Raw genomic sequence first — 26,226 nt, forward strand, 5'->3', positions numbered from 1 at the left:
GATGAAGCCGGGCATCCTCGTCATCAGCCACGGCTCGCGCGAAGCGGGCTGGGTCAAGCTTGTGGACGACGCCGTGGCGGCCGTCGCCGCTTCCGCCGGGTTCGCGTTCGAACCGGATAGCGGAAGCGGGGAGGCGGTGCCGATCGCGTCGTCGTTTCTTGAAATCGTGGAAGGCCGTCTCATCCAGGACGGCATCGATCGGCTGGCAGCGGAAGGCGTAAGCGAACTCTACGTCCTTCCGCTTTTTGTGTCGTCCGGAAGCACGCATGCGGACGACATCGCGCAGGCGTTCGGCGCGCCGCCCGTCTCGGCGGCCCGGCCGGGCGAGCTCGCGCCCTTCCGCGTCCCCGCGGGCGTGCGCGTGCGGATGGGGCAGCCGATCGACGACGATGGCGACATCGCCGAGCTGCTGCACGGCAATCTCGCGCCGCTGTCGGAGGCGCCCGCGCGGGAGCGGCTGCTGCTCGTCGCGCACGGCTCGCGCGAGGCGGTGTTTCACGGCCGCTGGCGCGCGGGTATGAAGCGGCTGGCGGCCCGTCTATGCGCGCGCGGGGGCTTCGCCGGCGCGGACATCGCGATGCTGCTGCCGGATCAGGCGACCTGCAAGCTGCGCGCGCTGCAGCGGCGCCATCCCGGCGACGCGTTCCTCGTCGTGCCGCTGTTCCTGAGCGAGGGGTATTTTACCCGGACGGTCATTCCGAAGCGGCTCGAGGGGCTGGCGTACCGGTACAACGGCCGGGCCCTGCTGCCGGATCCGCGCATCGCGGCCTGGATGGAGCGGCAGATTAGGCATTGGCTAGCGGAACTGGGGGCATCTGGAAGCGGGGATTTGGGAAGTTAGCCGCATTGGTGTATAGTAAGGAATAGGGCAACAGATCGAAATTTACGAAGATTTCGGGTAGAATGAAGGCTAGCGATACAGCTAGTGATTAACATAGAATGACGGATCAGATCCGGATGGAATTCCGGCAGCGGGAAAGGACGGCAGCGCGGCGGTTCCCAAGGGACGAGAGGGAGCTGCTGCAGCGCGTTGGCGCGTATGGCGAGAGCGGCCGGGCAGCGGTTGGCAACGGGGAGAACGGCAAGGCGGAACGCCGGCGGAAGATCGGGTTCGTATGAATTCGGCCGGGCCGCATGACGGCGTATTCCTACGTGCTTGCCTCGCCAGGGTGCCGGCGGCCGCCTTCCTTTCCCGGCTTTGGCCGGATGTTCGGATGTTCGGAGGTAGCGGCAGTGACGATTAAGCGGGCAAGGCTCATCTATAACCCGACATCGGGTCGGGAGGAAATCAAGCGAAGGCTGCCGGATATTCTGCAGCGGCTCGAGCGCGGGGGCATCGAGACGAGCTGCCACGCGACGGTGAGCGAAGGCGATGCGACGGTGGCGGCGGCGGACGCGGCGGACCGCGGCTTCGACATGATCATTGCGGCGGGCGGCGACGGCACGCTGTACGAGGTCATCAACGGGCTGGCGGAGAAGGCGCACCGGCCGCCGCTCGGGATTCTGCCATTGGGCACGACCAACGACTTCGCCCGGGCGCTCGGCATTCCGAAGCACTGGGAGTACGCGTGCGACCTCATCATTCAGCAGTACGCGAGGCCGATCGACCTCGGTCAGGCGAATAACCGGTATTTCATCAACATCGCCGGCGGCGGCTCCCTGACGGAGCTGACGTACGAGGTGCCGAGCAAACTCAAGACGATGATCGGGCAGCTGGCCTATTATATGAAGGGGCTCGAGAAAATGACCCGCCTGCGGCCGACCGAGCTGCGCCTCCAGGCCCAGGAGATCGGCGAGATTCACGAAGAAATCATGATGTTCCTCATCTGCAACAGCAATTCCGTCGGCGGCTTCGAGAAGCTCGCCCCGGACGCGAGCCTCAGCGACGGGCTGTTCGACGTCGTGGTGCTGAAGAAATGCAACCTCGGCGAGTTCATCCGCCTCGCGACCCTCGCGCTGCGCGGCGAGCATCTGAACGATCCGCACGTCGTCAGCTTCAAGACGCGGCAGCTGACCGTCACGACGCCGGATTACGTGCAGCTGAACCTCGATGGCGAGTACGGCGGCACGCTGCCGTGCACGTTCACGGTGCTGCCGTCGCATCTGAACATTATCGTCGATGAAGCAGGCAATTCGACTTATAAATAAAGCAAACCGCGCGCCATATGGGTGTGCGGTGCATGGAGCGGGTTAAGACAATGAGCAAGTTCAAGAGCAGGAACGGCGGAGGCCGAGCGGGCGCAGGGCGTAACGGCAGCCATGTGGCATCCGCGAAGCCGGCCGCAAGCGGCGCCTCGCAGGCGCCGGTCAACAAGAACGACGACGTCACCGTCGAGATCATCGGCTTGACGCACGAGGGCGAAGGGGTAGGCCGCGCGGACGGCTTTACCCTTTTTGTGCAGGGGGCGCTTCCGGGCGAGACCGTGCGCGCGCGCGTGATGAAGGTCAAGAAGACGTACGGCTACGCGAAGCTGACGGAGATCGTCGCGCCGAGCGCCGACCGCGTCGACGCGCCGTGCCCGATCTACAAGCAGTGCGGCGGCTGCCAGCTGCAGCATATGGACTACGCCGCGCAGCTGCGGTGGAAGCGGCAGCACGTGGTGGACAGCCTGGAGCGGATCGGGAAGCTGCGGGTGGCTCCGCTTGCCGCTGCCGCCTCGACCGACGCGTCCCGAGACATGCTCGACGCGCTCGAGCAGGGCGCGCCCCGCCGCGAAGCGGGCGAACGCGCGGTGATCGTGCACCCGACGATCGGGATGGGCGAGCCGTGGCGCTACCGCAACAAGGCGTCCGTGCCGATGGGCATGGCGGTGAGCGGGGCGATCCACGGCAAGGACGGCCTGCCGCAGCCGGATCTGAACGGCGAGCGCCTGATCGGCGGCTTCTACGCCCGCGGCAGCCACCGGATCATCGACATGGACGAGTGCCTCATCCAGCACAACAGCAACGACGAGATCGTCGCCCGCGTCAAGCAGATCGGCCGCGAGCTCGGCATCACCGCCTATAACGAAGCGACCGGCCAAGGCCTGCTCCGCCACGTCATGGCGCGCGTCGGCTTCGTGACCGGAGAGGCGATGATCGTGCTCATCACGAACGGCAAGCGGATCCCGAACGTCGAGGCGTGGATCACGCGCATCCGCGAGACGATCCCGGGCGTGACGAGCATCGTGCAGAACATCAACCCGCGCGACACCAACGTCATCTTCGGTGACGAGACCCGCGTCCTCTGGGGCAGCGAGGTCATCTACGACGAGCTGGACGGCATCCGCTTCGCCATCTCCGCCCGGTCGTTCTACCAAGTGAACCCCGTGCAGACGGTGGCGCTCTACCGCAAAGCCGTCGAATACGCCGCGCTGACCGGCACCGAGCAAGTCATCGACGCCTACTGCGGCATCGGGACGATCTCGCTCTTCCTGGCGCGCCAAGCCGGCCATGTCCACGGCGTCGAGATCGTGCCTGAGGCCATCGAAGACGCCAAGCGCAACGCCGCGCTCAACGGCATCGCCAACGCCGCCTTCGAAGCCGGCCCGGCCGAAGTCGTCATCCCCCGCTGGCGCGAAGAAGGCATCGTCCCCGACGTCATCGTCGTCGACCCCCCGCGCAAAGGCTGCGACGAAGCGCTGCTCGCCACAATCCTGGCAATGAAGCCGGAGCGCGTAGTGTACGTGTCGTGCAACCCGGCCACGCTGGCGCGCGACCTGCGCGTGCTGGAGGATGGCGGGTACCGGACGGTGGAGGTGCAGCCGGTGGATATGTTCCCGCATACCGTGCACGTAGAATCGGTCGCATTGTTGGTGAGGAATGGTACAGCATAATATAATCCTTATATTTACTGGATTTTTTGATATGGTACAGATTCAAAAAGTTATTAGTACAGAGGACGGAAATTAGGCTTGATGTAAAATTGATGTAAAAAGCGATCAGAAGTTAGCCTAAATGAACCGAAGACGCCAGGAAATACCTAGGCGTCTTCAATATTGTCCTTGTGCAGCTTTAGATGTAAAGAATGATTCGAATTTATCAGCAGCGGCTTGATCTGCAGTTCGAAGAGCATGGCCGTAAATATTCATTGTTGTAGTAATGCTTCCGTGTCCTAACCGTTCTGAAATGATTTTGGCATGAACACCTTGGTTAATCAGAATTGTAGCCGAGGTATGCCGAAGATCATGGAATCGAATGTATCGAAACCCGTTTTTCTTAACGAACTGTCGAAACCAAAGATAGGGCCGTTCATGATGGAAAGGTTGCCCATCTGTATGTGAAAACATAAAAAACCAATTGCCGCCGCGCCATGCATCCCCGATGTTATTTCGTTCCTGCATTCTGTAGTCGTAATATTCTTTTAGCTCTTTAAGCATGGAGTTTGGTAATGCAACTTTACGAATGGATTTCTTTGTCTTAGGCTGTTTCACGATGACTTCACCTTTCAGAGCATGGATCATGCTCTGTGAAACATCTAACACGCCCGTGTTAAAATCAAGATGCTTCCATTCAAGTCCAAGCAACTCACTCCGTCGTAATCCAGTTGTAAGAGCTAAAGTAATCATTATCCTCCAGTGATAAGGTTCACATTGCAGTGCTCGAAGCATTTGTTCAACTTCTGCTTCATCATATGGGATAATCTCCTTTGAATCGACTTTTGGTTTTTGCACGTCACTAACCGGATTTCGTTTGATGATTCTCCATTCAACTGCACGTTTTAGAATGTTTTTTAAGATACGGTGATTAATCTCGATCGTTCCAGAGGCTAAACCTCCATTTTTTTTATCTCCGCGGCTGCCCTCTTTTTCAAGTTTATCGAGAAAATTTATAATATGGAGGGGCTTAATATCCTCTAACTGCATGTGTTGGAAAGCAGGCAGGATACGAATTTTTAGATTCGATTCGTATGTATACAATGTCTTATAACCCAGATGTTTAACGGCATATTTATTGCGCCATTCTTCAACAAACGCTCCGAATGTCATTTTCTGTGGTGCGATATATTCACCAGCTTCAACTTCCTGACGAAATTTTGCATATTCGCTTTCAGCTTCTTTTTTGGTACGGCAATTAACGGTTTTTGTGCGTCGTATATACTTGCCTTGGTGGTCTTTACCAAGGCTTACAGTCAAGAACCACGAATTGTCTCCACGCTTTTGAATGTTAGCCATACTAAATCTCTCCAACTCCAGAGTGTAGTGTTCTGCTGTTATAATGAAAATCAGCAAAGTATATTTACATTTTTCCCCTTAATGTTTCAAAAGAAACGTGGATGACATAAATACAGTATTGAAAAAGGGTCTCGCCGCTAACGAGACCCTTTAAGCTTGATTTATTACTATATACTTATTGTCATTTCCTAATAATAATCGGGCAGCTTGCAGTTACACATTTATTACTGTTGTTCAACCTCCTGGGCCAGGATTTTGGCTAGGTCATTCAACGGTGGGATATAGCGTAATGTTGTAGCCATTATCTGATGCCCCAGCTGCCTTTGGATTTCGACCATGTTCATTCCGGCTGATTGCATGAGATAGCCAGCTGTACGCCTCAAATCGTGAGGGGTTGCGATTCTGGATAAATTAGCTTCGAGGCATAAATTCTTTAGTAATTTTCGTAACGTATCACCAGTTAACGGTTTGTCCTTTCGAAAGAATAATGTATCTCTACCTTTTTCTGCCCAATTTATGTAGTTCGGATGATTGACATACCGCCTAAGCTCTTCTGATAGAGCAGTAGTAATACTAGTAGAACGAGCATCATTTTTCTGCCCTTCTATTATCATTACCATCCTGGTGTCTAGGTTAACACTGGTTCGAGAAACGGATACAACTTCTGAATTCCTAACCCCAGTAATCAGCATGAACCAGATCAAAACGAATTCCTGGCGAAAGAAAGGATCTTTTTTTAAGGCAGCACCGAGAAGAGCAAGGCATTCCTCTTTTGAAAGAGCAGTATTTTTGATCGGCCGGTCATAATATGGATTAGGATAGTCCTCCATTGGGTTAAGTTGAATCAACTCCATGTCATATAGGAATTTAAAGAAATTTTTTAAAGAACTGATCGCATTGTACATAACATTCTTCGTTGCCTGATAATCTTCGCGAAGGTATTCTACAAATTGGTCGATAAAGTATTGCTGAATGGGTCGAAATGAGCCGGGATGCTTTGGGCTGGCATGGAATTTGTCGAAATCAAGTTCGCCTTCAAATCCTCTCAAATGCAAATACTTTTCAAACTTTCGCAGGTCGCGTTCAACATATTCTTTCGCTGTAAGATCTACATGCTCATACCAAAATTTATAGTACTTGGATTCGAATAAAATGTTGTTCATCTATCGGATCTCCTTAGAAAAAATCATTGACTTTCAGATTTCCTAATGGATGTTGATTGATTACTTTAACAAGCATGCTATCAAACATTTTAAGATAAACCAGTGTTGAGCTGAGCCACTTATGCCTAAGCAGCTCTTGGATCGTATATATATTTACACCTGATTCCAGCAAATAAAGGGCAAACGAATGACGGAGAGAGTGAACAGATAGCTGATAAACTCTTTTGTCATCATCAGTAATAGTTGACGCCTCATCAATGAGATTGGTAAACATTTTTTGAATAGTACTCTCATGGAGTGGTGTAATACCCTTATCGTCGGAGAATACATATAGCTCAGAATAATTGGCTGACTCCTTAAGGGCACCATACCTGAAATTTACATACTTACACAGCAGTTCAAGTGAAAAATTAGTGATTTTACATGGAGTTTTAAATTCTTTTTCGCCCTTTGAACGAACGCAAATGTCTTGTGTCTGCGGTTTAATGTCTCCAATTTGAAGAGAACATAGCTCACTGAGGCGTATCCCGGTCCCGAGAAACGTCCACAGTATAATAAAGTTCCGATGTGATTCACGTCCTAATCTAGCTAGCAGTATCAACTCATCAATTTGTTCTTTAGTGAATGCACGAGGTACACGTCGTTTATCAACCTCCACCTTTAATACCCGCTTTAGTTTATCTATCTTTTCTTCATAAAAATGCTCAAGAATGGTTCGCAAAAAGCTTCTCAAAAAGGCAGCCTTTTTGCTTCGAGTATTTTTATTTTTCACCGGAGCCAAGTAATCACTTAAATGTTGAGAGGTACAAATCGTTTTGAAATCAGGGTCTTGATCGAAATGTTGATTGCAGAATTTGATAAACCAATTCATTTCATAGCGATAAGCTACTTGTGATTTTTCCGCAAGTTCAGTAAATGAATCGCTCGAAAAATAGAACTCGACAGCATCACTTAGTTTTACATGCTTACGAGCTTTTTCGTTGTTTGTCGATTTTGGAATCCAATCCATTTGATTTAAAGCTTGGAGAAAATTATGGGGACCGTATGCTTCGGCCATTTCTTTAATTTTGTCCTCCAATAAGAGGTCCATTTCGAATTCTTTATCATAAATAGGCATGCTCATTTACCTCCTCGGTATGAATAATCAAGCTTATTCACTTCTTGTGAAAGCCAATTTGAAATCTGATTTAGATGGGTATATAAACTAACCGTGTCCATTTTAATTACCCGCGTAAGTGCTTGAATCACTTGTGGTGGAGGATTTTGACCAACTAGATTCGTTACGAAACAATGGCGAAATAAATGTAAGCCGCCGGGGAATGTCCAGCCAGCGATATGGCTGTATAATTTATAGTTGTTTTGAAATTTCCTTACAATTCTTTTTGGATCGTCGCCAAATAAGTATGTAGACTTCGAAGGAACGCTATGGAACATTTTTAAATCACGATAGAGTTCTCCCGACAGTGGTAATTCGTGATATTTTCCGCCTTTACTGTGAATACAAATCGTTCGGATTTCCATATTAATGTCATTCCACGATACTTGTGAGATTTCCATAGAACGCAAGCCAAGTGTAAGCATGAATTGAAAAGCGATCCGCTCCATAAGTGGATTCTCGGAATATACCTCAATAACATTAAAAAACACAGTGACCTGTTCTTTAGTAGGTAAGTTTCGGAAACGATATCGAGCTGCTTTAATCGATTTAATTTTTTTTGCAGGGTCTGGAAATCCGAAAGTTTTTTTCAAAAATAAAAAGAAGCTTCTAATAGCATAGATACATTCACTAATGGTAATGAGGCTATACTCTCCTTTTCGCTGTTTCTTCAGTAGATAGGAACGAAATTCCTGTAGATGGGTCTCTTTAATGGATAAGATTGGAACAGTATGAGATTGGCAAGCTACGAAATCCTTCATATTGTCTACCAGCCAAACCAACAAAGAATTGATGTGCGTCTTGACTCTTGCTTTGGTATGATCAGATTTGCCCTCTTTTGTTAACTGTTTCATATACATTTCAATCTTCGGATGAACTGGTGTTCCTTTATTTGTTTTCAATGGCGTAAAGAGCAGGCTATATTTTTCTGTATCTTGCAAGGTAGTCTGTAGAAATTGATTTGCGTGCTGAACAATAAACGCCATTAGGTTCTGTTTTCTACCGGTTGTTGCAAATGATGATGATAAATACGTCAAGACCTCATTGTCCGTGAATTGCTTATCTAAAATATCACTGACAGGTATCTTCAAATGTGCAGCAATTTTTTGCGATAGTTCTCGAACCATGATGTACTCGTTATAAAAAGCAAAGGCATCATACGTCAGCTTCTGCTTAAGATATTCCTTCAAAACATTCGTTGGAATTTCAGGTATCACATTGTTTTCCCATATCCACTGGTTGATTCCCTGTCGTCCAATATGAACATTGATCGGTGCTTCCGATTGTTTAAGATTACTCGCGTAAAGCATGCTCTCAATCCTCGCTCGAGTTAATTTTCTAATATCATGATCGTCACGAAGATCAGTAAACATACCTTCACAAAGAAGAATCTTTTCGTTTAAAGAAGCATTCTGCCGAAAAGATTCTTTTGTTATTTCTTCGGTTTCCAAACGTGAAGGGGGTTGGGCTTTCATATCCTTTTCCATACTGATTCCTCCCACAGCAGATGAGTTTTTCACTACACCAACAGGGTGGCCAATAATTATCTGCTGCCTGAAAATTCTTACTTGTATAAGAAAAACCATCCTCCGAATCGGAAGATGGTCTGATTCAAATATGATTTAGATTTCACGAATATCTGTCTCATCCCGGAAATCTAATTCCATTAAAGTTTGTTGATATTCTTGAAGCTTCCCAGGTTTTGGTCCCATCACCCATAAAGATCGCTCTGATCGTAATGGTAAGTAAGTTGTCACTAAATGCGTAGCAAACGGAAAGGTGTTGAGGATTTCTTTTCTTTTGGCTTTATGAAGGACGGGTTCATGTGGTAAATGAAATTCAAAATAATCTAATTCCGGATACGTAGTCACCCAGCGTCCTGTCGTTAGGGGTCCAGCCTGTTCAAGCAGGCGCTGAGCATCTGTGATTAAGTATCCAGCAATGTTTCGACCAACACGATCCTTCTCTTCATAAAGTGCCTCAACGCTGATCCTTTTTGCAGACCCGTCGAGATTATATTCCGTAAAATCTTTAAATGAGTTCTCGACGGGTTCTTTTTCAGTGATAATTTGCCACGGGACATTAAACATGATTGCTAGAATGAATGTGATCAAATAGTCCGGCCGCAGCGTATGGTTGATCAACGAAAATCCAGTTTTTGTTGAACCTGATACGTTGTGTGCAATTTGTTCTTGAGTTATTTTATAAGTTATTGTGCAGAGTTGTCGTCTAAAGATTGGATCAGGATCTCTTAATAGTTGCTCCCATAGGCTGCGATTACTCTGGATGATCAAAATCTCTTTATATTTCATTGCTTTTAAGTAACGTTTTAGTTCGCCTTTTTTCTGAGGATCTTTGATGCTTATATAATTTTGTGCTTGCTGAAGTGGTTCGGCCCTATAAAGCGGGTAGAAATTATTACCGTTCTTACTCATAATGGATCACCAATGACAATGATACATCGTTGTTTGACCATCAATAGAAATTCTTACTTGAGTAAGTTTTCCTATAGAAAGTCGGGCCGCGGGAATACTCATTCTAGTCAACATTAAACCAACCTCCTGAAAAGGAGGGCCCAAGACCGAGTAAGATTTCGTGTCTTGTTTAACCAGATCGTTGCACACTTATGTTTTGAAGATGAGTTCATAAAATATTGGCTCGACTTCAAAACAAAAAAGCACTTCACATCAACAGATGTAAAGTGCAGCTTAGTCTCTCATATGAAAGGATTACAGCCACATGCTATCCCAAAAGGCGAAAAGGGATAAAAGGGCAGACTTATAGTAGGACGTTGATTCCTCATTAATGCTCACTTCAGGCCAAGCCTGTAATTGATACACATTTTACAATAAGTTCAAGGATAAATCAATTCAAAAGAATTAACCTGGAGGCGATCGGAATGAAGCAAATAATAACCGTAAATGAACTTGCGAGTTATCTGCAGGTATCCACTGACAGTATCTATGCGATGGTACGTGAGAATCAGATTCCTCATATAAGGGTGCGCAGAAGAATTTTATTTAGCATGGATATGATCGAGGAATGGATGAGAAGCAAAGCACACTTATCGGTTTAATAGAATCAAGAATACAGCAGGTAAAGTCCCCATAAAAGGACTTTCCTGCTGTTTTTGGTTATCATTATGAATTGATATAATCATTGCTGGAACTTTGATGATATTTTGAGAGAGGGGCCATCTTTTGAAAAAGGAAATTGATGATTTGATTGAATATTTTGAACGGAACTTAGCTGAATTACTGCGGGATCTTCAGTTGGAACCTAATGACGAATTTCTGAAAGGAAAAATCGCTGGCATTAAGCAAGCACTCATTACATGTCGAATGTACAACAGACCTGAAAATGGGAATCAAATAGATGTGATCATTGATTGATGTTCGTTAAGAATAGCCGGAAAATTCTTATGTGTTATAATCGAATCAAGGCCAATACTGGAGTAACGGGATGGTGAGCTAAATGAACTTCAAAGATCTCCAAAAGTTGATCAAACTTACGGGCGATCGAGCTAAGTTGGATGCCAAAGCCAACGAAACATACATAGTATACAAAACAAGCGAAGGCCAAATCGTAAAGGAATACAGTGGCGGTAACATTGTTCCTGTATCCCAAAGTGATGGCAGTCATGCGTGATACAATGTCAATCCTGTATGTCTTTGCCGGCAACAATGGCAGTGGGAAAAGTACAATCCGTAATCTGATTGTTGACCAGCTCGGGCTCAGTATAAACATTGATCCTGATGCATTGGCACGAGGCATGGATTCTTATCATCCTGAGAGACGAAAAGTAACCGCTGGGAAAGAAGCCATAAAATTGGCCAGAGATTGCATTCAAAACAGCCGTAACTTCTCAATTGAAACAACATTGGCCGGGGGCAACGCCATCCGTCTTATGCAAGATGCCAAGGTAAGCGGATACGAAGTAACTATGTTTTATGTTGGCTTGGGAGACTATCGCCTGAATATCGAGCGGGTAGCAGCTCGAGTTAAAAACGGTGGGCATCACATTCCTACTGAGGATATTATCAGACGACATGATACTTCAATTGGAAATTTGCTTTCTTATCTTCACTTAATTGACCATCTGATCGTTATAGATAACAGTCATATAGAAGGCAAGATTATTCTAGGTTCAGATAACGGTTCAATAACTTATCGCTTGGACTCTATTCCTCAATGGGGTGAACGCATTGAGCAGAGATTTCAGACATAGAGAGAACAGTCAGGAAAATTCAGGCTGTTCTTTTGTTATATAAACTAAAGTATTGCTTCATAGATTCCTCTAACCATGATACGATAATCAAAAAAAGGATGTTACCTATTATGGGAAATAGAGGGGATTGTCATGATTGATAAAATCATTCGCATATTCAATATTATTAATGCAATACAAGCGAACCCTGGAATCTCGGCAAAAGATCTTGCTTTCAAATGTGATGTGAACATCCGGACTATTTACAGAGATATGGATATACTCGAACTGATTGCTCCGGTTTCCAGAGAGGGCAGGGGAACCGGATATCGGTTTATGGGTAAGTTCTTCCTATATCCTCTTAACTTTACCGAACAGGAAGCTCTCGTGTTTTCTTTGCTCCCTTCCATGCTGGACAAGGACAAGCTGCCTCCAGGTTTCGATACAGCATATGATAAGGTAATAGGCACTCATCTTAAAGAGAAATCGCGCCAAAATAATATCATTGAGGATATCGTCGGTGTCATTCAAATGGGTACACCTGCGTACCGTCAGGAAAGCCCCAACTTTCTGCAGCCAATCATTCAAGCCATCTTGGAGCATAAAACAATCGACGTCGTCTATCATACTCAATACCGCAATGAAACGACGGAGCGCAAAATCGATCCCTATTATCTTGTTCCACGCGATCAGCGGTTTTATATGATTGGGTATTGTCACTTAGCACAGGACATTCGGACCTTTCGGATTAGTCGTTTTCAGCAAGTGGAGCTTACCGGGCAACGGTTCGACAAAGGCGATTTCAATATCAAAAAATACTTGAAGAACACGTGGTCCATTGATCGTGGGGATAAGAACGTCACGTTCAAAGTTCGGTTCAATGCTGAAGTCGCTCGTTACATTAAGGAAGAAGAATTATTCGTACAACCGCGAATGAAGGATCAGAAGGACGGCAGCCTTATTTTCGAAGTAACTGTTAATAATGAAAAAGAGTTTTTAAGATGGATCCTTCAGTATGGTCCGTCTGCGGAAATTCTGGAACCTAAAACCGTCCGGGAAGCGCTAAAACAGCAGTTGTCGCAGTGGATCATGATGTATCAATAAAAGTAACCTATAGAGGGGCCTCGCTTCGCTAAGAAGCGGGGTTTCTTTTTGCGAACATATATTCGCTGACAAATAGGTGCCCAAGGGAAAGTTTAATATATGGGGACAAGAACGAAAAGAAGGAGGACATTGGCTAAATGAAGCTCATCATAACGAAACACGCTTTTGAACGTTATTGTGAGAGAGCGGCGACATGTCAAGACGACTTCTATCATTTTCAAAATCAATTGCGGAAGTTATCGAGAAAAGATTTGTGTTTTTTGGAGTGGAAAGGGAAGCCTGCCGTCTACTTTGATCAGACCTATTGGCGATATGTGCGAGATGAAAAAACAAATACCATTACTTTAGTCACATGCCTTGGAATTCTGGAATATATCAGCATTCATAAATGGGCGAATTATGTAACTGCCAAAAACAGCCGCGCTGCAAAGAAGTTAATGAAATCGATTCGGAGAAAGGAGATGCAAGATGAATCAGCCTGTGTTGTTTAATCATTCATGGAGTAAGCCATTTTTACCGACTGGAGGAGCGGAGAAGATTTATCTCCTTATCGAAACACATGGGATTGGAGGGATGAAAGACGCTAAAGACCGCGCTCCGATCAATCTTTCTCTGGTATTGGACCGCAGCGGGTCCATGTCGGGAGAGCCTCTGATGTACAGCAAAAAAGCGTGCCGGTTTGTCGCTGAACAGATGAATGTCCATGATTTACTCAGTCTGGTTGCATTTGATGACGAAGTCAGAACCGTTTTACCGCCTGCAAAAGTGACGCATAAGGATCTGATCAAGCAGCGCATCGATACCATTGAAGCTGGTGGAACAACGAATCTCAGCGGGGGCTTGATTGAAGGAGCGCAGCATGTCCGGAAGAACAAGGCCGAAGGAATGGTGAACCGTGTCATTCTGTTGTCAGACGGCCATGCCAACGAAGGAATTACGGATCGCAAGAAGCTGTTTGCCATAGCAAAGGAATACCGTTCTTCTGGTGTCGGGATCAGTGCTATGGGCGTCGGCGACGGTTTCGATGAAGAATTAATGGAAGGCATTGCGGAGCATGGCGGTGGAAACTTCTACTATATTGAAAAGGCAGATGACATACCTTCGATTTTTCAGCAAGAGTTACAAGGGCTGCTATCCGTGGTCGCTCAGAATGTCAAACTTAGGTTGGTTCCATCGGATGGAACCCAAATTGTCGGAGTTTACGGGTATCCGGTAGATAATCAAGAAGGGCATGCTTTTATTCACGCCGGCGACCTATATCAGGATGAAGTAAAGTCTGTTCTCGTAGAATTGGCCTTTCATCCTCATACGCAGGGTGAGCATCATGTACTCCAATTATTCTGGGAGTACGTTGACGTGACGGAGAACGCTGCAGCTTGCAGCACTACTATGGATGTAATAGCTCATTTTACGTCAGATATCAACTTGCTAAACATGCCCGAAAATCCCCAAGTGGTACAGCAGGTTGAGCTGACCAAATCTGCGAAGGTCATCGAAGAAGCCATGGCAGCGTTCGATCAGGGGGATATGGAACATGGTCAGAACCTGCTGAAAGCTCAGGCAGATCAAATGCTTCAAATGTCCGTCACTATGAGCAGCCCGGTCATGGCTGAAGAATCAGCTAAGCTATACAGTCAGCTGGAGAATTTCGAGTATTCCAGCAAGAAGCGTAAGGAGCTGCATCAAGAAAAGTATCGCCGTATGAAACGAAAATAGTGAATGGCCTCCTAAGCCAGGAGATCCAGGTCCGGTTGGACTATCGGAGTGTCGAAAAATGGGAATCTTGGTCTGAATTTAGAAGGAGAATCGTTTAATTTGAAGAATAAGTAAGTGTTAAATCAATCTCAAATAAAAGATTACGTTCATTGGCAGGGATCTGACAAAGAACGCTTATATAATGGCTATACTGTGACATGGGGGCGAAATGCCGTGAAGAAGTATTTGCTCTGTGACGAAAAAAAGCGATGTTCCTGCTGCGGTTCAAGTCTACAACTGACGAGGAAGAAAGCTCTATGGTATTACCAGCGAACGCAGACATCGGTGGAGAGACAGACGAATATTTTTCACTGCAAGATATGTCGGTTGGACTATGTCATGAATGGTAATCATGTGGATGATTCCGGTTGGGAGCGTTTGGAGCTGCCGATTACGACGATCTCCTCCGTAGACATCTATCGGGGAGGATCTAATAAGCGTAGCTCTGAAGTAAAGACATATATCGATCCGACCCTGATGAAGCATGCCAATAAGCCAATGACTCCGAAATCTGAAATGATTCAATCCCGTCAGAATGACGAGGTTTACAATAATAAGTCTAGAGAAGAGGATCCCAAGAAGCTGAAGGGGATTAAGAGGAGCTATAGTGAATATCGTAATTGCGGCAATTGTGACTTCTATATAAAGGGCATGTGTAGAACGCATTCCTTGATAACGTTAAGTGACGAAGTCTGTAACAGATTTAAACATTATCGAAAAAGAGAAGTCTCCGGCGGGGCATTCTCACCAAGATAAGTGGATAAATCCATTATTCATAGAAAAACAAGACAAGTCAGTAGGGGGAAGAAGACCTTGCAAGCACTTGAAACGTGGAATCGAATTATTGAACGCGCCCAGAGCCAATCTTTCGAGATACATACCGTCCCACAAAACAAAAAGACACCCTTATGGTTTCGAGTCAGTACGGATGGAACTAAACTTATCATCAGTGAAGCAAAGGATAACGGACCAAGCTCCACTCTGAAAATGTCCCGTACCATTACGTACAAAGAATTCGAAAGAATATATCCCTATTATCATGTACGGCTTAAAGGGACCTCTGTAAGTCAAGAAGTCACGAGTAAATCGGTAAATTCAGTTTACATTTACGGGCTGATTGCAGATGCGTTATCAAACCTCGCTTGATCCCAAGCGGGGTGTTTCGTTTTTCGGAACATACATTCGCTGACATCCTGCTGTCTATTCGAAATTGTAAAATGAGGTTAAATGAATTCGCAGGGAGGCTTTTACATGGATCTGATCAATCGGTTGTATCAGAAAATCAACGAGGCTCCATTGTCTCCGAAAGTGTTGTTGGCCAGATCCTATGCCCAAGGACACCAACTGCTCGAGCAGATATGCAAGCGTTACGGAGCTATTTTTAACGTAGAAGTGCAGACTCTTCGCGGAATAGTGACCGCAAATACAAAGCCAGAGCTGTTTCGCAGAAAAATCAGTCTGCTTGATGAGGGGCAGGCTGTTTGGGTTGTCCGTGAGTTGATGAAGCAGTTGGCAATAGAGAATCCGATGACTTATATAAACGAGTCCATGTTGAAGCCCGGTATCGTCAATCAAGTGAATCGTGTTATATCCGATATGCGGTTGGCCGGTCTTCGTTCGGATGAAGTGAAGGCGGAATGTTTTACAAATCCGCTTAAAGGCGAATATTTGAAAAGAATGCTCGCATTCTACGAGACGTATCTGCGGGAAAATGGACGGACGGATGTTGCCGGATTGGGTGACTACTTGAAACCAGGGGGGGACGAAACCGTTTATCTGGTGCTTGCGCCAACAGGGTGGACGTTTGTGGAGCGGAATATGATCCACAAGCTGTCGGGGGGGCGTCTCTGCTTCCTTGATTCGGATGTTCCATTTTATATAAACGAAGATTTTTCAAAAAATAGATTCACGATGTTCCGCGCAACCGGAAGCTTAGCGGAGGTCAGAGAGGGATTTCGAAGAAACCTATCGGACCCCTCGGCTCTTGATCGGATGGAAATCATTTTGTCTGATTATGAGCATTATGCACCTATTATTCACTCGCATGCCGAAGCACTGGGCGTCGAATATACGCTCTCGAACGGGCTGCCGCTTGTATTTTGTGATGCTGGGAAAGCGGTTGTAGGTATACTTGATTGGATTGCAGAAGGTTTCCCGGTAAAGAGGCTTGCGGAAATGCTGCGACATGGCTATATTTCGTTTTCAGATGAACGCTGGTCTCGCACCGATTGGGTTTGCTTGCTGGAGAAGTCCGGTATTGGTTGGGGGAGAGAAAGGTATCTTGCATTACTTCGTCCAGAACGACTGAGTGAGGAAGAGCGGGAGCAAGGCACTGCTTTATTTACTTACGTGAAAGATTGGTTTGATCGGCTGCCCGAAGGAAATGAATGGAATCCACTTATATTGTTAGAGTGGGTGACGGATTTTGTTCAGAAGCATGTGCCGGCACGGTCACTGGATGATGCAAACGTAGGAGCATCGTTGAAGGAGATGAGGAAGCGTTACTCGGCAAGTCCGTCTGAACCAATACCGATGGATTTGGCTGTCCAGTACGTTAAAGAGATGTTAGCTGGGATTCGTATTCGCGCCACGGCAACACCGAAACCGGGTTCGATTCACATTAGCTCTTTACATAACGGTGGATGGAGCGGGAGAGAACGGACTTGGATCTTGGGTATGGATGAGAGAACTTGGAGTATATCTGCAGTACAAGACCCTCTTCTCTTGGATCAAGAACGTATTACGCTATCTAAGCACTTGGAGTCTGCCAAGGAACGTGCGAAAAATGTCAGAAGCGAACGTGAGTCCCGACTGTCGCGAATTCGAGGCGAGATATGGTTAAGCTATTCTTCTTATGATATAGGGGAGCAGAAGAGCAACAGTCCTGCTTTTGAAATGCTTCAGGTTCTGCGGTTGCAGTCAAGAGATTCGTTATTAGATTTTGGAGTATTAGAGCATTCACTAGGTGAACCTTACAGTGTTATGGATATTATGCATGCATCCGAGTTAGCTGCTCCGTTTGACGGAATCAATGCGTGGGCGGGGCTGCTCCAGGAACCAAATGGAAAACCGAAGGATGGATGGCAGGCTGTGATGGAAACGTACCCTGCTCTTGCAGCGGGTTATCAAGCCATAGCTTTCCGATTTGGTGAGAGGTTATCAGCCTATGACGGTTGGTTGGAGAGCGACATTTCTACAAGTGCTAATGGCTTAGATAACGTTCAACGCCGCGATACAATTAGTGTAAGTCAGTTAGAGAAGTATGCGAGCTGTGGGCTGCAATACTATTTTTACTATGTCTTGAAGCTTCGTCCGAAGGAAGTCTCTGAATTCGACCGGACCCGCTGGCTGCAAGCAAGCGAAAGAGGCTCCTTGCTGCATGACATTTTCAAACGGTATTTAGAGGACGTTACGTACAAAGGAACGAAACCGGCCCTGCATGACAAAGGCCGACTGGTCGAGATCGTGGAAGCCGTAATCCGGGAGAATGCTCTATTAATCCCTGCCCCAAATCAGCATGTATTCGCCAAGGAATGTGAAGAAATTCGGCGTGATGTGGAAATCTTTTATCTCCATGAAGTCGGTAGAACAGATCAACCATGCTTCTTCGAGTTAGAGCTCGCGACGCATGATGGAGAGCCCATGGAGATTCATTTGCCCGGAGGCATTCATTTTAAGCTGAAAGGCTTCGTCGACCGGGTCGATCGAATAGGACCTCACGAGTACCGGATTATCGATTATAAAACGGGCAGCACTAGCAAGTACAAGGTTGCTGAATATTTCAGCGGCGGAACACAGCTACAGCATGCTGTATATTCCATTGCTGTAGAGCAGTGGCTTCGCGAAACAGGGATGGACTTCGAAGCCAAGGTGACGGAGGCGGAATACTATTTTCCAACTGAGCGTGGGCGCGGCGAGAAGGTAAGACGAATTCAGAATCGCAGAGAAGACCTGGCTACCATTATTGCAAAGCAGCTGGAATCTCGGAATCGAGGGGTTTATGTCCCGGCTAAAGATTCGAGGACATGTGGGTGGTGTGATTACCGAGCCGTGTGCGGATCTCATGCGGAGTGGATGGCGGGCAAACGTGATTCGTCTGTAAATGCTGATATTCTAAGCACGCTGCTGGAGGTGGAGAGTCATGACTGAGTCATTCGGCTTTACGGCACCTGCAGATCAAGCTGACCGTGATCGGATCCTTACGGATTTAAATACGACTTTGCTTGTTGAGGCAGGGGCTGGATCGGGTAAAACGACCAGCTTGGTTAGCAGGCTTCTGGCATTGATCGAATCCGGCGTTAGTGTCAGTCAAATCGCGGCTATTACTTTTACCAACAAAGCTGCAGACGAGATGAAAGAACGTTTCCGACTGGCGTTGGAGAAAGCATATCGAAGATCATCGGATGCTTCTTTAGTTCGGGAGCGGTTGTCCGAAGCACTGGGAAATCTTGATCTGATCTTCATCGGAACCATCCATTCGTTCTGTGGATCGCTATTGCGCGAGCGTCCCATTGAGGCAGGGCTGGACCCATCATTTGTAGAAATGGACGAAGTAAGCGATAAGCAATTCCGCTCGAGTTGTTGGGATGATTACATGGCTGAGCTGGATGAAGAAGCGCGGTTACAATTCGAAAAGTTATTGTCGCTGCGTGTGGATGTTAATACCCTTAGAGACGTATTTGATCGTGTGTCTTTGTTTACTGATGTTGAGCTTCCTTGTGAGGAGCGGGAACGGCCCAATTTTGATCGAATTCGGGAAACTCTGCTTCCTTTGCTCGATGCTGCAGCGCCCTATATTCCGACGGTGGAGCCTGAGAAAGGCTGGGATACGGTACAGAAGCTTGTTCGACAGACGCATCAGAAGATGCGCTACATCGACTTGTCGGATGATATGCGAATTCTCGAGATCGCAAAGGAATTTGACCGCAAGCTTGACGTGACGCTGAATAGGTGGACATCCAAAGAACATGCCGGCGAGATGAAAAAGCTTTTTCCCGATTGGCAGATCAACATACTTTTTCCGTTCCTTCAGGAATGGCGTGAATATATGTATCCGAAGCTGATCCGCTTCGTGCGGCCTGTACTTGATCATTACAAGACACGCCGATACGCCGCGGGAAAACTGAATTTCCAGGACTTACTCATGGAAGCTGCCAAGCTTGTACGTGAAAATAGTGAAGTAAGAGCGTATTTCGCCGAACGATACCAGAGGCTGCTTGTCGATGAATTTCAGGATACGGATCCGATTCAAGCGGAGCTGATGTTTCTACTCACAGGGAGCGCTGAGGTTGGGGTATTCGAGAAAAACTGGCGGCGGCTTACACCACGGCCAGGTTCCTTGTTCGTGGTCGGGGACCCGAAGCAATCAATCTATCGTTTCCGCAGGGCGGATATTTCTATCTATAACGAAGTCAAGGCGCGCATCCAGGAGTGCGGTGCGGTTTGTCGTCTAGCAGCTAATTTCCGTTCTGTACATTCCATCGGTGATTACATAAATGGTCAGTTTGTCGGCAAATTTCCGTCTTCGGAAACGGAGTACCAGGCTGCGTTAGTGAAGATGGAGACACGTGCGGACAATCCCAAAGGTGCTCGTAAACCGCCACATGGGATATACGTTCTTAATTATCCCAAAATGCCGGGAGGCAAAGCTGCCGTCGCACAAACAGATGCTGAGCAGATTGCAAGATATATATCGTGGGCGTGTAATAATGGTAATTTGCAGATTGTAGATCGTGATAGAGGAAACCGAAATGCGGTTCCGAGTGATTTTCTGATTCTGACGAAAACGAGGGAGTTCATCCACCTGTACGCAGAACAGTTGGATTTGTTCGGAGTACCGGCAGATACTTCGGGCAGTACAACGGTCTATGAGGAACTACTCGCATTATTACAGCTGGTACGGTATTTAGAGGATTCTGCAGATAAACCGGCTCTACTCTCCGTTATGCGCGGAATGTTGTTCGGCTTGAGTGATCGGCAATTATGGGCTTATAAGCAGGGCGGATTTTCGTTCTCGTTATTTGACTTACCGGCATTGGAGGCTTGCAGTGATGAGGCCAAGGTAGTTGTTACGGTGCTTGGAAAGCTTCAGAAATATAAGGGATGGATTCGCACGTTAAGCGCGGCCACCGCGTTCAGCCGAATCGTGGATGATCTCGGTGTTCTGCCGTACGTGTCGACGCTGCCGGCAGGCTCTGTTCGTGCTGGGACATTGGTGAGAATGCTGCAACTGTTACATGGAGATCCTGCGGCGAGTTCAAGCTGGGCGGAATTGTGTCGATTGATTGAGCACATACTCGCGGATCGAGGGATGGAAACATCGAGCCTTTACGCTGGCGGCAACCAGGCTGTCCGGATTATGAATCTGCATAAAGCCAAAGGACTAGAAGCACCCGTAGTCTTCTTAGCCTGTCCATGCGGGGAGTCTGATCATGATGCGACGCAGTATATTGATCGTTCCGTAGATCCGGCTGCAGGTTACTTTACGATAAGTAAATCAATCGGAGAGTTCAAAACGGAAGTGATCGCTCAACCCTTAGGATGGGGTGAGATGAACGAACGAGAGCGTGCTTTTTCCAATGCAGAGAAAGATCGGTTACTTTATGTCGCGGCTACACGCCCGAAGCAAATGCTCGTTATAAGCTTGTATCCCGATCAACCGGCGAAGTGCCCTTGGACACCGCTCGTTGATGGGATGGATCTCGCACGCGAACTTGATGTGCCGGCGATGAAGCCAGAGAAGAAGACGGAGTTGACCGAGGGGCCGGATTTGCAAAATGTCGCGGAAGTTCGAAAGATGAGGCTGAATGCGATTAGTGAGCCTACTTACGCAGTCTTATCTGTCACCGGCCAGACGAAAGCAGCCGGCGATACACCGGAATGGTCCGTGGAAGGCAAAGGAATGGCGTTTGGAAGTGTCGTTCACCGTACTATTGAGATGCTAGGCAAGGGGTTACCGGAGTCGGAACTTGAAGACACTATACGTTTCTTAGCGGATGAGGAAGGCATGGACGATGATCTCGTTAGCGAAGCCGCTCGGGTTGTAAGAAGCGTAATAGCAAGCGAACTCTGGCAGCGCAGCCTACGCGCTCGCCGCCGATTATTCGAGGTGCCGCTGATGATTCGAAAGAATGCCGGTGAAGTCAGCGTATCTAGCGATGCTGGGAGTGCTGAATCAGAGGTTGCGGTCGCATTGGAAGGTACGGGTTCAATAAGGTATGCCTATGTTCGTGGAGTCATTGATTTCCTCTTCGAGGAAGAGGAGGGTTGGATTATTGTTGATTTCAAGACGGACAGTGTAACTCAAGAGAAGCTGCAGTCATTCATTGATTTTTACCGGCCGCAAGTTCAGGCATATGCGTCGGAATGGGAGCAAACTTTTGGTTATAAGGTGAAAGAAGCGGGGTTGTATTTTGCCCAGTTAGGAAAATGGGCAACATGACGTCTAAGTGAAGGATAACAGATCCAATTGTCGAATTATAATCCTATAGTCCTATTAGCTACATTCAAGAGGAGTTAACCTTATGGCTGAGAAACTTGAGTTGTTACATACTGAGATCTCAAGTTTGAGTAATCAGAGATATAAACTTTTTTTCCTGCTTCCGGCAACTACGAACCAACAGAAGCTCATCAATGACTTAAATCGTGAGGGTATTCCGACATTAAACATAGGCTTATATTTATCAGAACAACTAAGATTGGTCCCCTCTGACAAACGCCCTTTTGATGTTGCGAAGTGGCTAAGGAAGGCCATAAATGATCAAAAGCATAATGTTGTATGCATACACAATATCGAATATTTATTTGATCCTGAGTTAAAGCAAAATCCAATTAAGTTGCTAGAAGCACAGAGTGGAAATACAGTTCTGCTGGTAATATGGCCAGGTAAAGCTGAAAATGGAGTGCTCTATTATGCGACTCCGGAGCACCCAGAGTATTACCAGAATACCGAGTACAGTAATAGTATTATGTTCTATTAATTGTGGAGGGATTTAACGATGAAGTATAGAGAATTGATCCAATTTGAACCGATAAAGTCTGTAGTTGTTCTAAAGGATGCCGCTGAAGATCAACTAGCTCAACAATTAGTTCAAACATATGTAGTATCGGACCGTATGGCAGAAGTAATCGATGATATTATTTTTGAACAACTTCAATTCCAACGTCCTATTGACCACAAAGGAATTATGATCGTTGGTAACTATGGTACCGGTAAATCTCACCTGATGAGTGTAATAGCAGCTATTGCTGAGTCTGATGGGACCTCACAATATATCCATCATGAGAAAATTGCGAAAAAGGCAAAAGAAATAGAAGGGAAATTCAAAGTATTACGTGTAGAATTTGATGGAATTCAATTGCCACTTGGCGAAGTTTTATTTCGAGAAATGACTAATTACCTTCAAGAGATTAATGTGGACTATGAAATGCCGAATGTAGCTACCTTGGTAAGTAATAAAGACGAAATGAAACGTATGATGGCTGCATTTCATGAGGTGTATCCAGACCACGGATTTTTGTTGGTAATAGACGAATTACTTGATTATTTGCGTACACGCAAGGAGCAAGAACTCATTCTTGACTTAGGCTTTCTACGGGCAATGGGGGAAGTTGTACAGTCTACTCGATTTAGATTTATTACAGGCGTACAGGAAATGCTGTTTGATAATCCCAAATTTCAATTCGTAGCAAATGAAATTCGAAGAGTCAAGGAGCGTACTGAGCAAGCGATCATAGTGCGTGAGGATATCGAATTCGTCGTTTCCCAGCGGTTATTACGAAAGGATGACCGTCAAAAAGCCTTAATAAGAGAACACTTACAAAGATTTGCTCCACTTTTTGAGAATCTTGGAGAACAAATCGAGAAGTACACTGCATTATTTCCTATTCACCCTGCATACTTAACGGCATTCGAGAATGTACGTGTTGTGGAGAAACGTGTAGCATTAACTACCATTAGCGATGAGATCGAGAAACTTCTTGATACCGAAGTTCCAGTAAATAGCCCGGGAGTAGTCTCTTACGATAATTATTGGCTCTATATCAAAGGGGACCGTACTTTGCGTACGGATCGAGATGTACGTGAAGTATTGGAAAAGTCGGATGTCCTCATGGATCGGATTGAAAGTTCTTTCCCTAAAGCAAAGGCAAGTTATAAACCAATTGCTAGACGTATCGTACAGGCTCTTTCCGTATTTAGACTTACAACGGATGATATTAAAGTAAAGATCGGCGTCACTTCAGCGGAATTAAGAGACCAATTATTTTTATATTTTGATTTTCCTGATTTAGATTCTGATTTTCTAAATGCAACTATTGATACAATCTTAAATGAGATCATGAAATCCGTCAGCTACCAGTTTATTTCCTTTAATCGAGATAACGGACAATATTACCTCGATTTGGAGAAAGTAACCGACGTTGACTCTTTGATTGAAGAAAAAGCCGGGATGCTAGTTGGCAACCAATTGGACAGATATTACTTTGAAGTCCTCGAGAAGTTAACCGACGATGGATCCCCAAGTATAGTATCGGGTTATCGAATTTGGCAGCACGAATTAAACTGGTACTCAAAGAAAGTAACTCGACCGGGGTATCTATTTTTCGGGGCGCCAAATGAACGTTCCACTGCACAACCGGAGCGGGACTTCTACATTTATATGCTTCAACCGTATGATCCGCCTAAATTCAAAGATGAAGCCAAACCGGATGAAGTGTTCTTCAAACTGGACACAAAGGATGAGTCATTCCATACTGCGCTTCGTCTTTACGCAGGCGCTAGGGAAATGTCCATAACTGCATCAAGCGCGACCAAGAAGCTGTATGACGATAAGGCCGCGGAGTTCTTAAGGAAATTAATGAAGTGGCTTGTTGAGAATATGCCATCTGCATATAAAATGACGTATAAGGGCGTAACTAAGAAACTTGCTGAATGGAGCCTATCTGCTCCAGCGCAAGCGACAGTGCGAGAAATCATCGATGCAGCGGCAGATGATTGTTTAACCACATGGTTTGAGGAGAAGTATTCTGATTATCCTACATTCAGGCTTAGTAGCATCAGTATCACTCGTGAAGCCATGTTGAAAACATATATACCGGAGACATTAGCGAATATCTCTAACCCCAAAACGAAGACGGCAAGAACCATACTTGAAGGACTAGTGTTATTGGATGGGGAAAAAATAAATGTACAGAAATCCGGATATACCAAATGGGTTTTGAGCTTGTTAAATAGTAAAGGCAATGGACAGGTTCTGAATGCCCCTGAACTTCTTGAAGTCCTCCAATCTCAAGGGGATTGGGAAGTCAAGAAAACGATAGAATTCCAATTAGAACCAGAGCTCTTAAGTGTAATATTAGCTACTCTAGTCTACACTGGTGATATTGTAATCACAATTAATGGGGAAACCTATGATTCCATGAAGTTTAACCAGTTAATCGCTTTGAAGGCAGAAGGGATTGCCGAATTTAGTCATATAAAAAAACCAAGTGATTTGCCACTAGCAGAGTTGCGAGCATTATTTGATTTATTTAGTATTAGTCATGGACTACTTCAACCAGATTCCCAGACCAATGGAGTTCAAACGCTTCAAACTAAAGTACAGCAACAACTAACTCAGCTGGTTAAAATGCAACACGAGCTTAAAGATAAAATTCCTACATGGGAATTGCCACTTCTATCGGACGAGGAACTGCAGGATTACCAAGGCAGACTTCAAAGTCTGAATCAATTCCTGCAGAGTCTTCAAGTGTTCGATACACCGGCGAAACTTAAAAATTTCAAAAAGACAATTGAAGAAATTCAAAGCCAGCAAGAATCCATCATGTTAATGGATAAGCTTAATAAGTGGCGTGAGCTTGCCTCCCAAATCACAAAAAAAGCGAACTATATCGTAAGTGCTAGGAATCATGTCTCGATTGCTGATGATTGGTATGTAAAAGTTGAAGGTGCATTGGAGGATCTATACCTTTCCTTAAAGGCTAACAGTGACTGCAGTGCTGAACTCCAAGTAATAGATCAATTAAAGGAACAATATATTGCTTTCTATTACGCGCAACATGCAGCATCACGCTTAGGAGCAACAGAGGAGAATAAGCTCAACCAACTTAAACGTGACGGACGTATCGATACATTGCAGAAGATTTCTATGATCCCAATTCTGCCTGCACAACAATTACAAGCATGGAAGACTAAGTCTGATGATTTGAAAATTTGCTGGAAATTGCAAAAAGGTGAATTGGAGCATTCTCCAGTTTGTCCGCATTGCCGTTATCGTCCAAAAGATGAAAAATTTGCACAGCAAGTAACTGTTCGGCAGTTGGAAACTGAATTAGAAGAATTAGTTGATTCTTGGACGAATACCTTGTTGACTAACCTGAATGATAGTGAGTTACGAGAGAATATTGAATTACTCACTGGCGAACAAAAACAATTAACAAAACAGTTTATGGACGATAAATCATTTGGGATACCGGTTGATTTGCGCTTGGTCCAGACAATAAAAGAAGTCCTAGAAGGAATTCAGAAAGTTGAATTGCCATTAAATCGGTTGTTGCAGATGGCTGGCGATGGTAGTCCATTGACTATTGAGGAGCTGCGCCTGCGGTTTGAACAATTAGTAAGGGAACAGGTTGGCTCACAATCGACTAATCGAGTACGGATCATGTTAAAGAAGGAGTAACTTAAGA

Annotated in this window: 18 protein-coding genes; 13 read left to right on the top strand and 5 right to left on the bottom strand. The window is 46.0% G+C overall.

The genetic code is table 11. The features are described from left to right. Position 1 precedes the first annotated feature (1 nt). The 3 genes from ACFPB1_RS05770 (at position 2) to rlmD (ending at position 3,815) form a co-directional block, all read left to right on the top strand. A complete protein-coding gene (locus tag ACFPB1_RS05770) occupies positions 2-841 on the top strand; it encodes a sirohydrochlorin chelatase (protein ID WP_379222884.1) in 840 nt (279 codons plus the stop codon). A 365-nt stretch (positions 842-1,206) separates the two neighbouring features. Beyond that, on the top strand, positions 1,207-2,148 hold the full coding sequence (locus ACFPB1_RS05775) for a diacylglycerol kinase (protein WP_379222886.1): 942 nt from the start codon (positions 1,207-1,209) through the stop codon (positions 2,146-2,148). Between the two features lie 50 nt (positions 2,149-2,198). Next, complete coding sequence (gene rlmD / locus ACFPB1_RS05780) at positions 2,199-3,815, top strand: 23S rRNA (uracil(1939)-C(5))-methyltransferase RlmD (protein ID WP_379222888.1); 1,617 nt, start codon at positions 2,199-2,201, stop codon at positions 3,813-3,815. 156 nt (positions 3,816-3,971) lie between these two features. On the opposite strand, the gene ACFPB1_RS05785 is transcribed toward rlmD, so the two are convergent. The 5 genes from ACFPB1_RS05785 to ACFPB1_RS05805 all read right to left on the bottom strand — a co-directional run bounded on the left by ACFPB1_RS05785 (position 3,972) and on the right by ACFPB1_RS05805 (position 9,907). Beyond that, complete coding sequence (locus ACFPB1_RS05785) at positions 3,972-5,153, bottom strand: tyrosine-type recombinase/integrase (protein WP_379222891.1); 1,182 nt, start codon at positions 5,151-5,153, stop codon at positions 3,972-3,974. 224 nt (positions 5,154-5,377) lie between these two features. Next, positions 5,378-6,316: a tyrosine-type recombinase/integrase gene (locus ACFPB1_RS05790; protein WP_379222894.1), complete on the bottom strand. Its 939-nt coding sequence runs from the start codon at positions 6,314-6,316 to the stop codon at positions 5,378-5,380. Positions 6,317-6,329: 13 nt separating this feature from the next. Further along, a complete protein-coding gene (locus tag ACFPB1_RS05795; RefSeq protein WP_379222896.1) occupies positions 6,330-7,433 on the bottom strand; it encodes a tyrosine-type recombinase/integrase in 1,104 nt (367 codons plus the stop codon). Between the two features lie 2 nt (positions 7,434-7,435). After that, complete coding sequence (locus ACFPB1_RS05800) at positions 7,436-8,959, bottom strand: tyrosine-type recombinase/integrase (RefSeq protein WP_379222898.1); 1,524 nt, start codon at positions 8,957-8,959, stop codon at positions 7,436-7,438. A 135-nt stretch (positions 8,960-9,094) separates the two neighbouring features. After that, positions 9,095-9,907, bottom strand: a complete 813-nt coding sequence (locus ACFPB1_RS05805) for a hypothetical protein (RefSeq protein WP_379222900.1) — start codon at positions 9,905-9,907, stop codon at positions 9,095-9,097. 464 nt (positions 9,908-10,371) lie between these two features. On the opposite strand from ACFPB1_RS05805, the gene ACFPB1_RS05810 reads away from it, so the two are divergent. The 10 genes from ACFPB1_RS05810 to ACFPB1_RS05855 all read left to right on the top strand — a co-directional run bounded on the left by ACFPB1_RS05810 (position 10,372) and on the right by ACFPB1_RS05855 (position 26,219). After that, positions 10,372-10,548, top strand: a complete 177-nt coding sequence (locus ACFPB1_RS05810) for a helix-turn-helix domain-containing protein (protein WP_379222902.1) — start codon at positions 10,372-10,374, stop codon at positions 10,546-10,548. 124 nt (positions 10,549-10,672) lie between these two features. Beyond that, positions 10,673-10,864, top strand: a complete 192-nt coding sequence (locus ACFPB1_RS05815; protein ID WP_379222904.1) for a hypothetical protein — start codon at positions 10,673-10,675, stop codon at positions 10,862-10,864. Positions 10,865-11,112: 248 nt separating this feature from the next. Continuing rightward, on the top strand, positions 11,113-11,700 hold the full coding sequence (locus ACFPB1_RS05820) for a zeta toxin family protein (RefSeq protein ID WP_379222906.1): 588 nt from the start codon (positions 11,113-11,115) through the stop codon (positions 11,698-11,700). Between the two features lie 132 nt (positions 11,701-11,832). Continuing rightward, positions 11,833-12,783 (top strand): helix-turn-helix transcriptional regulator, encoded by a 951-nt coding sequence (locus ACFPB1_RS05825; RefSeq protein WP_379222909.1) that lies wholly within the window; start codon positions 11,833-11,835, stop codon positions 12,781-12,783. Between the two features lie 137 nt (positions 12,784-12,920). Continuing rightward, positions 12,921-13,274 (top strand): hypothetical protein, encoded by a 354-nt coding sequence (locus ACFPB1_RS05830; protein WP_379222911.1) that lies wholly within the window; start codon positions 12,921-12,923, stop codon positions 13,272-13,274. Further along, positions 13,252-14,499 (top strand): vWA domain-containing protein, encoded by a 1,248-nt coding sequence (locus ACFPB1_RS05835; protein WP_379222913.1) that lies wholly within the window; start codon positions 13,252-13,254, stop codon positions 14,497-14,499. Before ACFPB1_RS05830 ends, ACFPB1_RS05835 begins: the two co-directional genes overlap by 23 nt. A 1,290-nt stretch (positions 14,500-15,789) precedes the next feature. Beyond that, positions 15,790-18,687 (top strand): PD-(D/E)XK nuclease family protein, encoded by a 2,898-nt coding sequence (locus ACFPB1_RS05840; protein WP_379222915.1) that lies wholly within the window; start codon positions 15,790-15,792, stop codon positions 18,685-18,687. After that, on the top strand, positions 18,680-21,979 hold the full coding sequence (locus ACFPB1_RS05845; RefSeq protein WP_379222917.1) for a UvrD-helicase domain-containing protein: 3,300 nt from the start codon (positions 18,680-18,682) through the stop codon (positions 21,977-21,979). Before ACFPB1_RS05840 ends, ACFPB1_RS05845 begins: the two co-directional genes overlap by 8 nt. An 82-nt stretch (positions 21,980-22,061) precedes the next feature. Continuing rightward, positions 22,062-22,517, top strand: a complete 456-nt coding sequence (gene brxF / locus ACFPB1_RS05850; protein ID WP_379222919.1) for a BREX-3 system P-loop-containing protein BrxF — start codon at positions 22,062-22,064, stop codon at positions 22,515-22,517. A gap of 18 nt (positions 22,518-22,535) precedes the next feature. Further along, positions 22,536-26,219 (top strand): DUF6079 family protein, encoded by a 3,684-nt coding sequence (locus ACFPB1_RS05855; RefSeq protein ID WP_379222921.1) that lies wholly within the window; start codon positions 22,536-22,538, stop codon positions 26,217-26,219. Positions 26,220-26,226: the final 7 nt, after the last annotated feature.

The sequence above is a fragment of the Paenibacillus sp. GCM10023250 genome (genome assembly GCF_042653205.1).
GTDB lineage: Bacteria > Bacillota > Bacilli > Paenibacillales > Paenibacillaceae > Paenibacillus_Z.

Bases quoted from the DNA above. Each gene is read 5' to 3' on its own strand.
- ACFPB1_RS05810 (WP_379222902.1), top strand. From the start codon at position 10,372: ATGAAGCAAATAATAACCGTAAATGAACTTGCGAGTTATCTGCAGGTA.
- ACFPB1_RS05820 (WP_379222906.1), top strand. From the start codon at position 11,113: ATGCGTGATACAATGTCAATCCTGTATGTCTTTGCCGGCAACAATGGC.
- ACFPB1_RS05845 (WP_379222917.1), top strand. From the start codon at position 18,680: ATGACTGAGTCATTCGGCTTTACGGCACCTGCAGATCAAGCTGACCGT.
- ACFPB1_RS05825 (WP_379222909.1), top strand. From the start codon at position 11,833: ATGATTGATAAAATCATTCGCATATTCAATATTATTAATGCAATACAA.
- ACFPB1_RS05795 (WP_379222896.1), bottom strand. From the start codon at position 7,433: ATGCCTATTTATGATAAAGAATTCGAAATGGACCTCTTATTGGAGGAC.
- ACFPB1_RS05840 (WP_379222915.1), top strand. From the start codon at position 15,790: ATGGATCTGATCAATCGGTTGTATCAGAAAATCAACGAGGCTCCATTG.
- ACFPB1_RS05785 (WP_379222891.1), bottom strand. From the start codon at position 5,153: ATGGCTAACATTCAAAAGCGTGGAGACAATTCGTGGTTCTTGACTGTA.
- brxF (WP_379222919.1), top strand. From the start codon at position 22,062: ATGGCTGAGAAACTTGAGTTGTTACATACTGAGATCTCAAGTTTGAGT.
- ACFPB1_RS05790 (WP_379222894.1), bottom strand. From the start codon at position 6,316: ATGAACAACATTTTATTCGAATCCAAGTACTATAAATTTTGGTATGAG.
- ACFPB1_RS05775 (WP_379222886.1), top strand. From the start codon at position 1,207: ATGTTCGGATGTTCGGAGGTAGCGGCAGTGACGATTAAGCGGGCAAGG.
- ACFPB1_RS05835 (WP_379222913.1), top strand. From the start codon at position 13,252: ATGAATCAGCCTGTGTTGTTTAATCATTCATGGAGTAAGCCATTTTTA.
- ACFPB1_RS05770 (WP_379222884.1), top strand. From the start codon at position 2: ATGAAGCCGGGCATCCTCGTCATCAGCCACGGCTCGCGCGAAGCGGGC.
- ACFPB1_RS05855 (WP_379222921.1), top strand. From the start codon at position 22,536: ATGAAGTATAGAGAATTGATCCAATTTGAACCGATAAAGTCTGTAGTT.
- ACFPB1_RS05830 (WP_379222911.1), top strand. From the start codon at position 12,921: ATGAAGCTCATCATAACGAAACACGCTTTTGAACGTTATTGTGAGAGA.
- ACFPB1_RS05805 (WP_379222900.1), bottom strand. From the start codon at position 9,907: ATGAGTAAGAACGGTAATAATTTCTACCCGCTTTATAGGGCCGAACCA.
- ACFPB1_RS05800 (WP_379222898.1), bottom strand. From the start codon at position 8,959: ATGGAAAAGGATATGAAAGCCCAACCCCCTTCACGTTTGGAAACCGAA.
- rlmD (WP_379222888.1), top strand. From the start codon at position 2,199: ATGAGCAAGTTCAAGAGCAGGAACGGCGGAGGCCGAGCGGGCGCAGGG.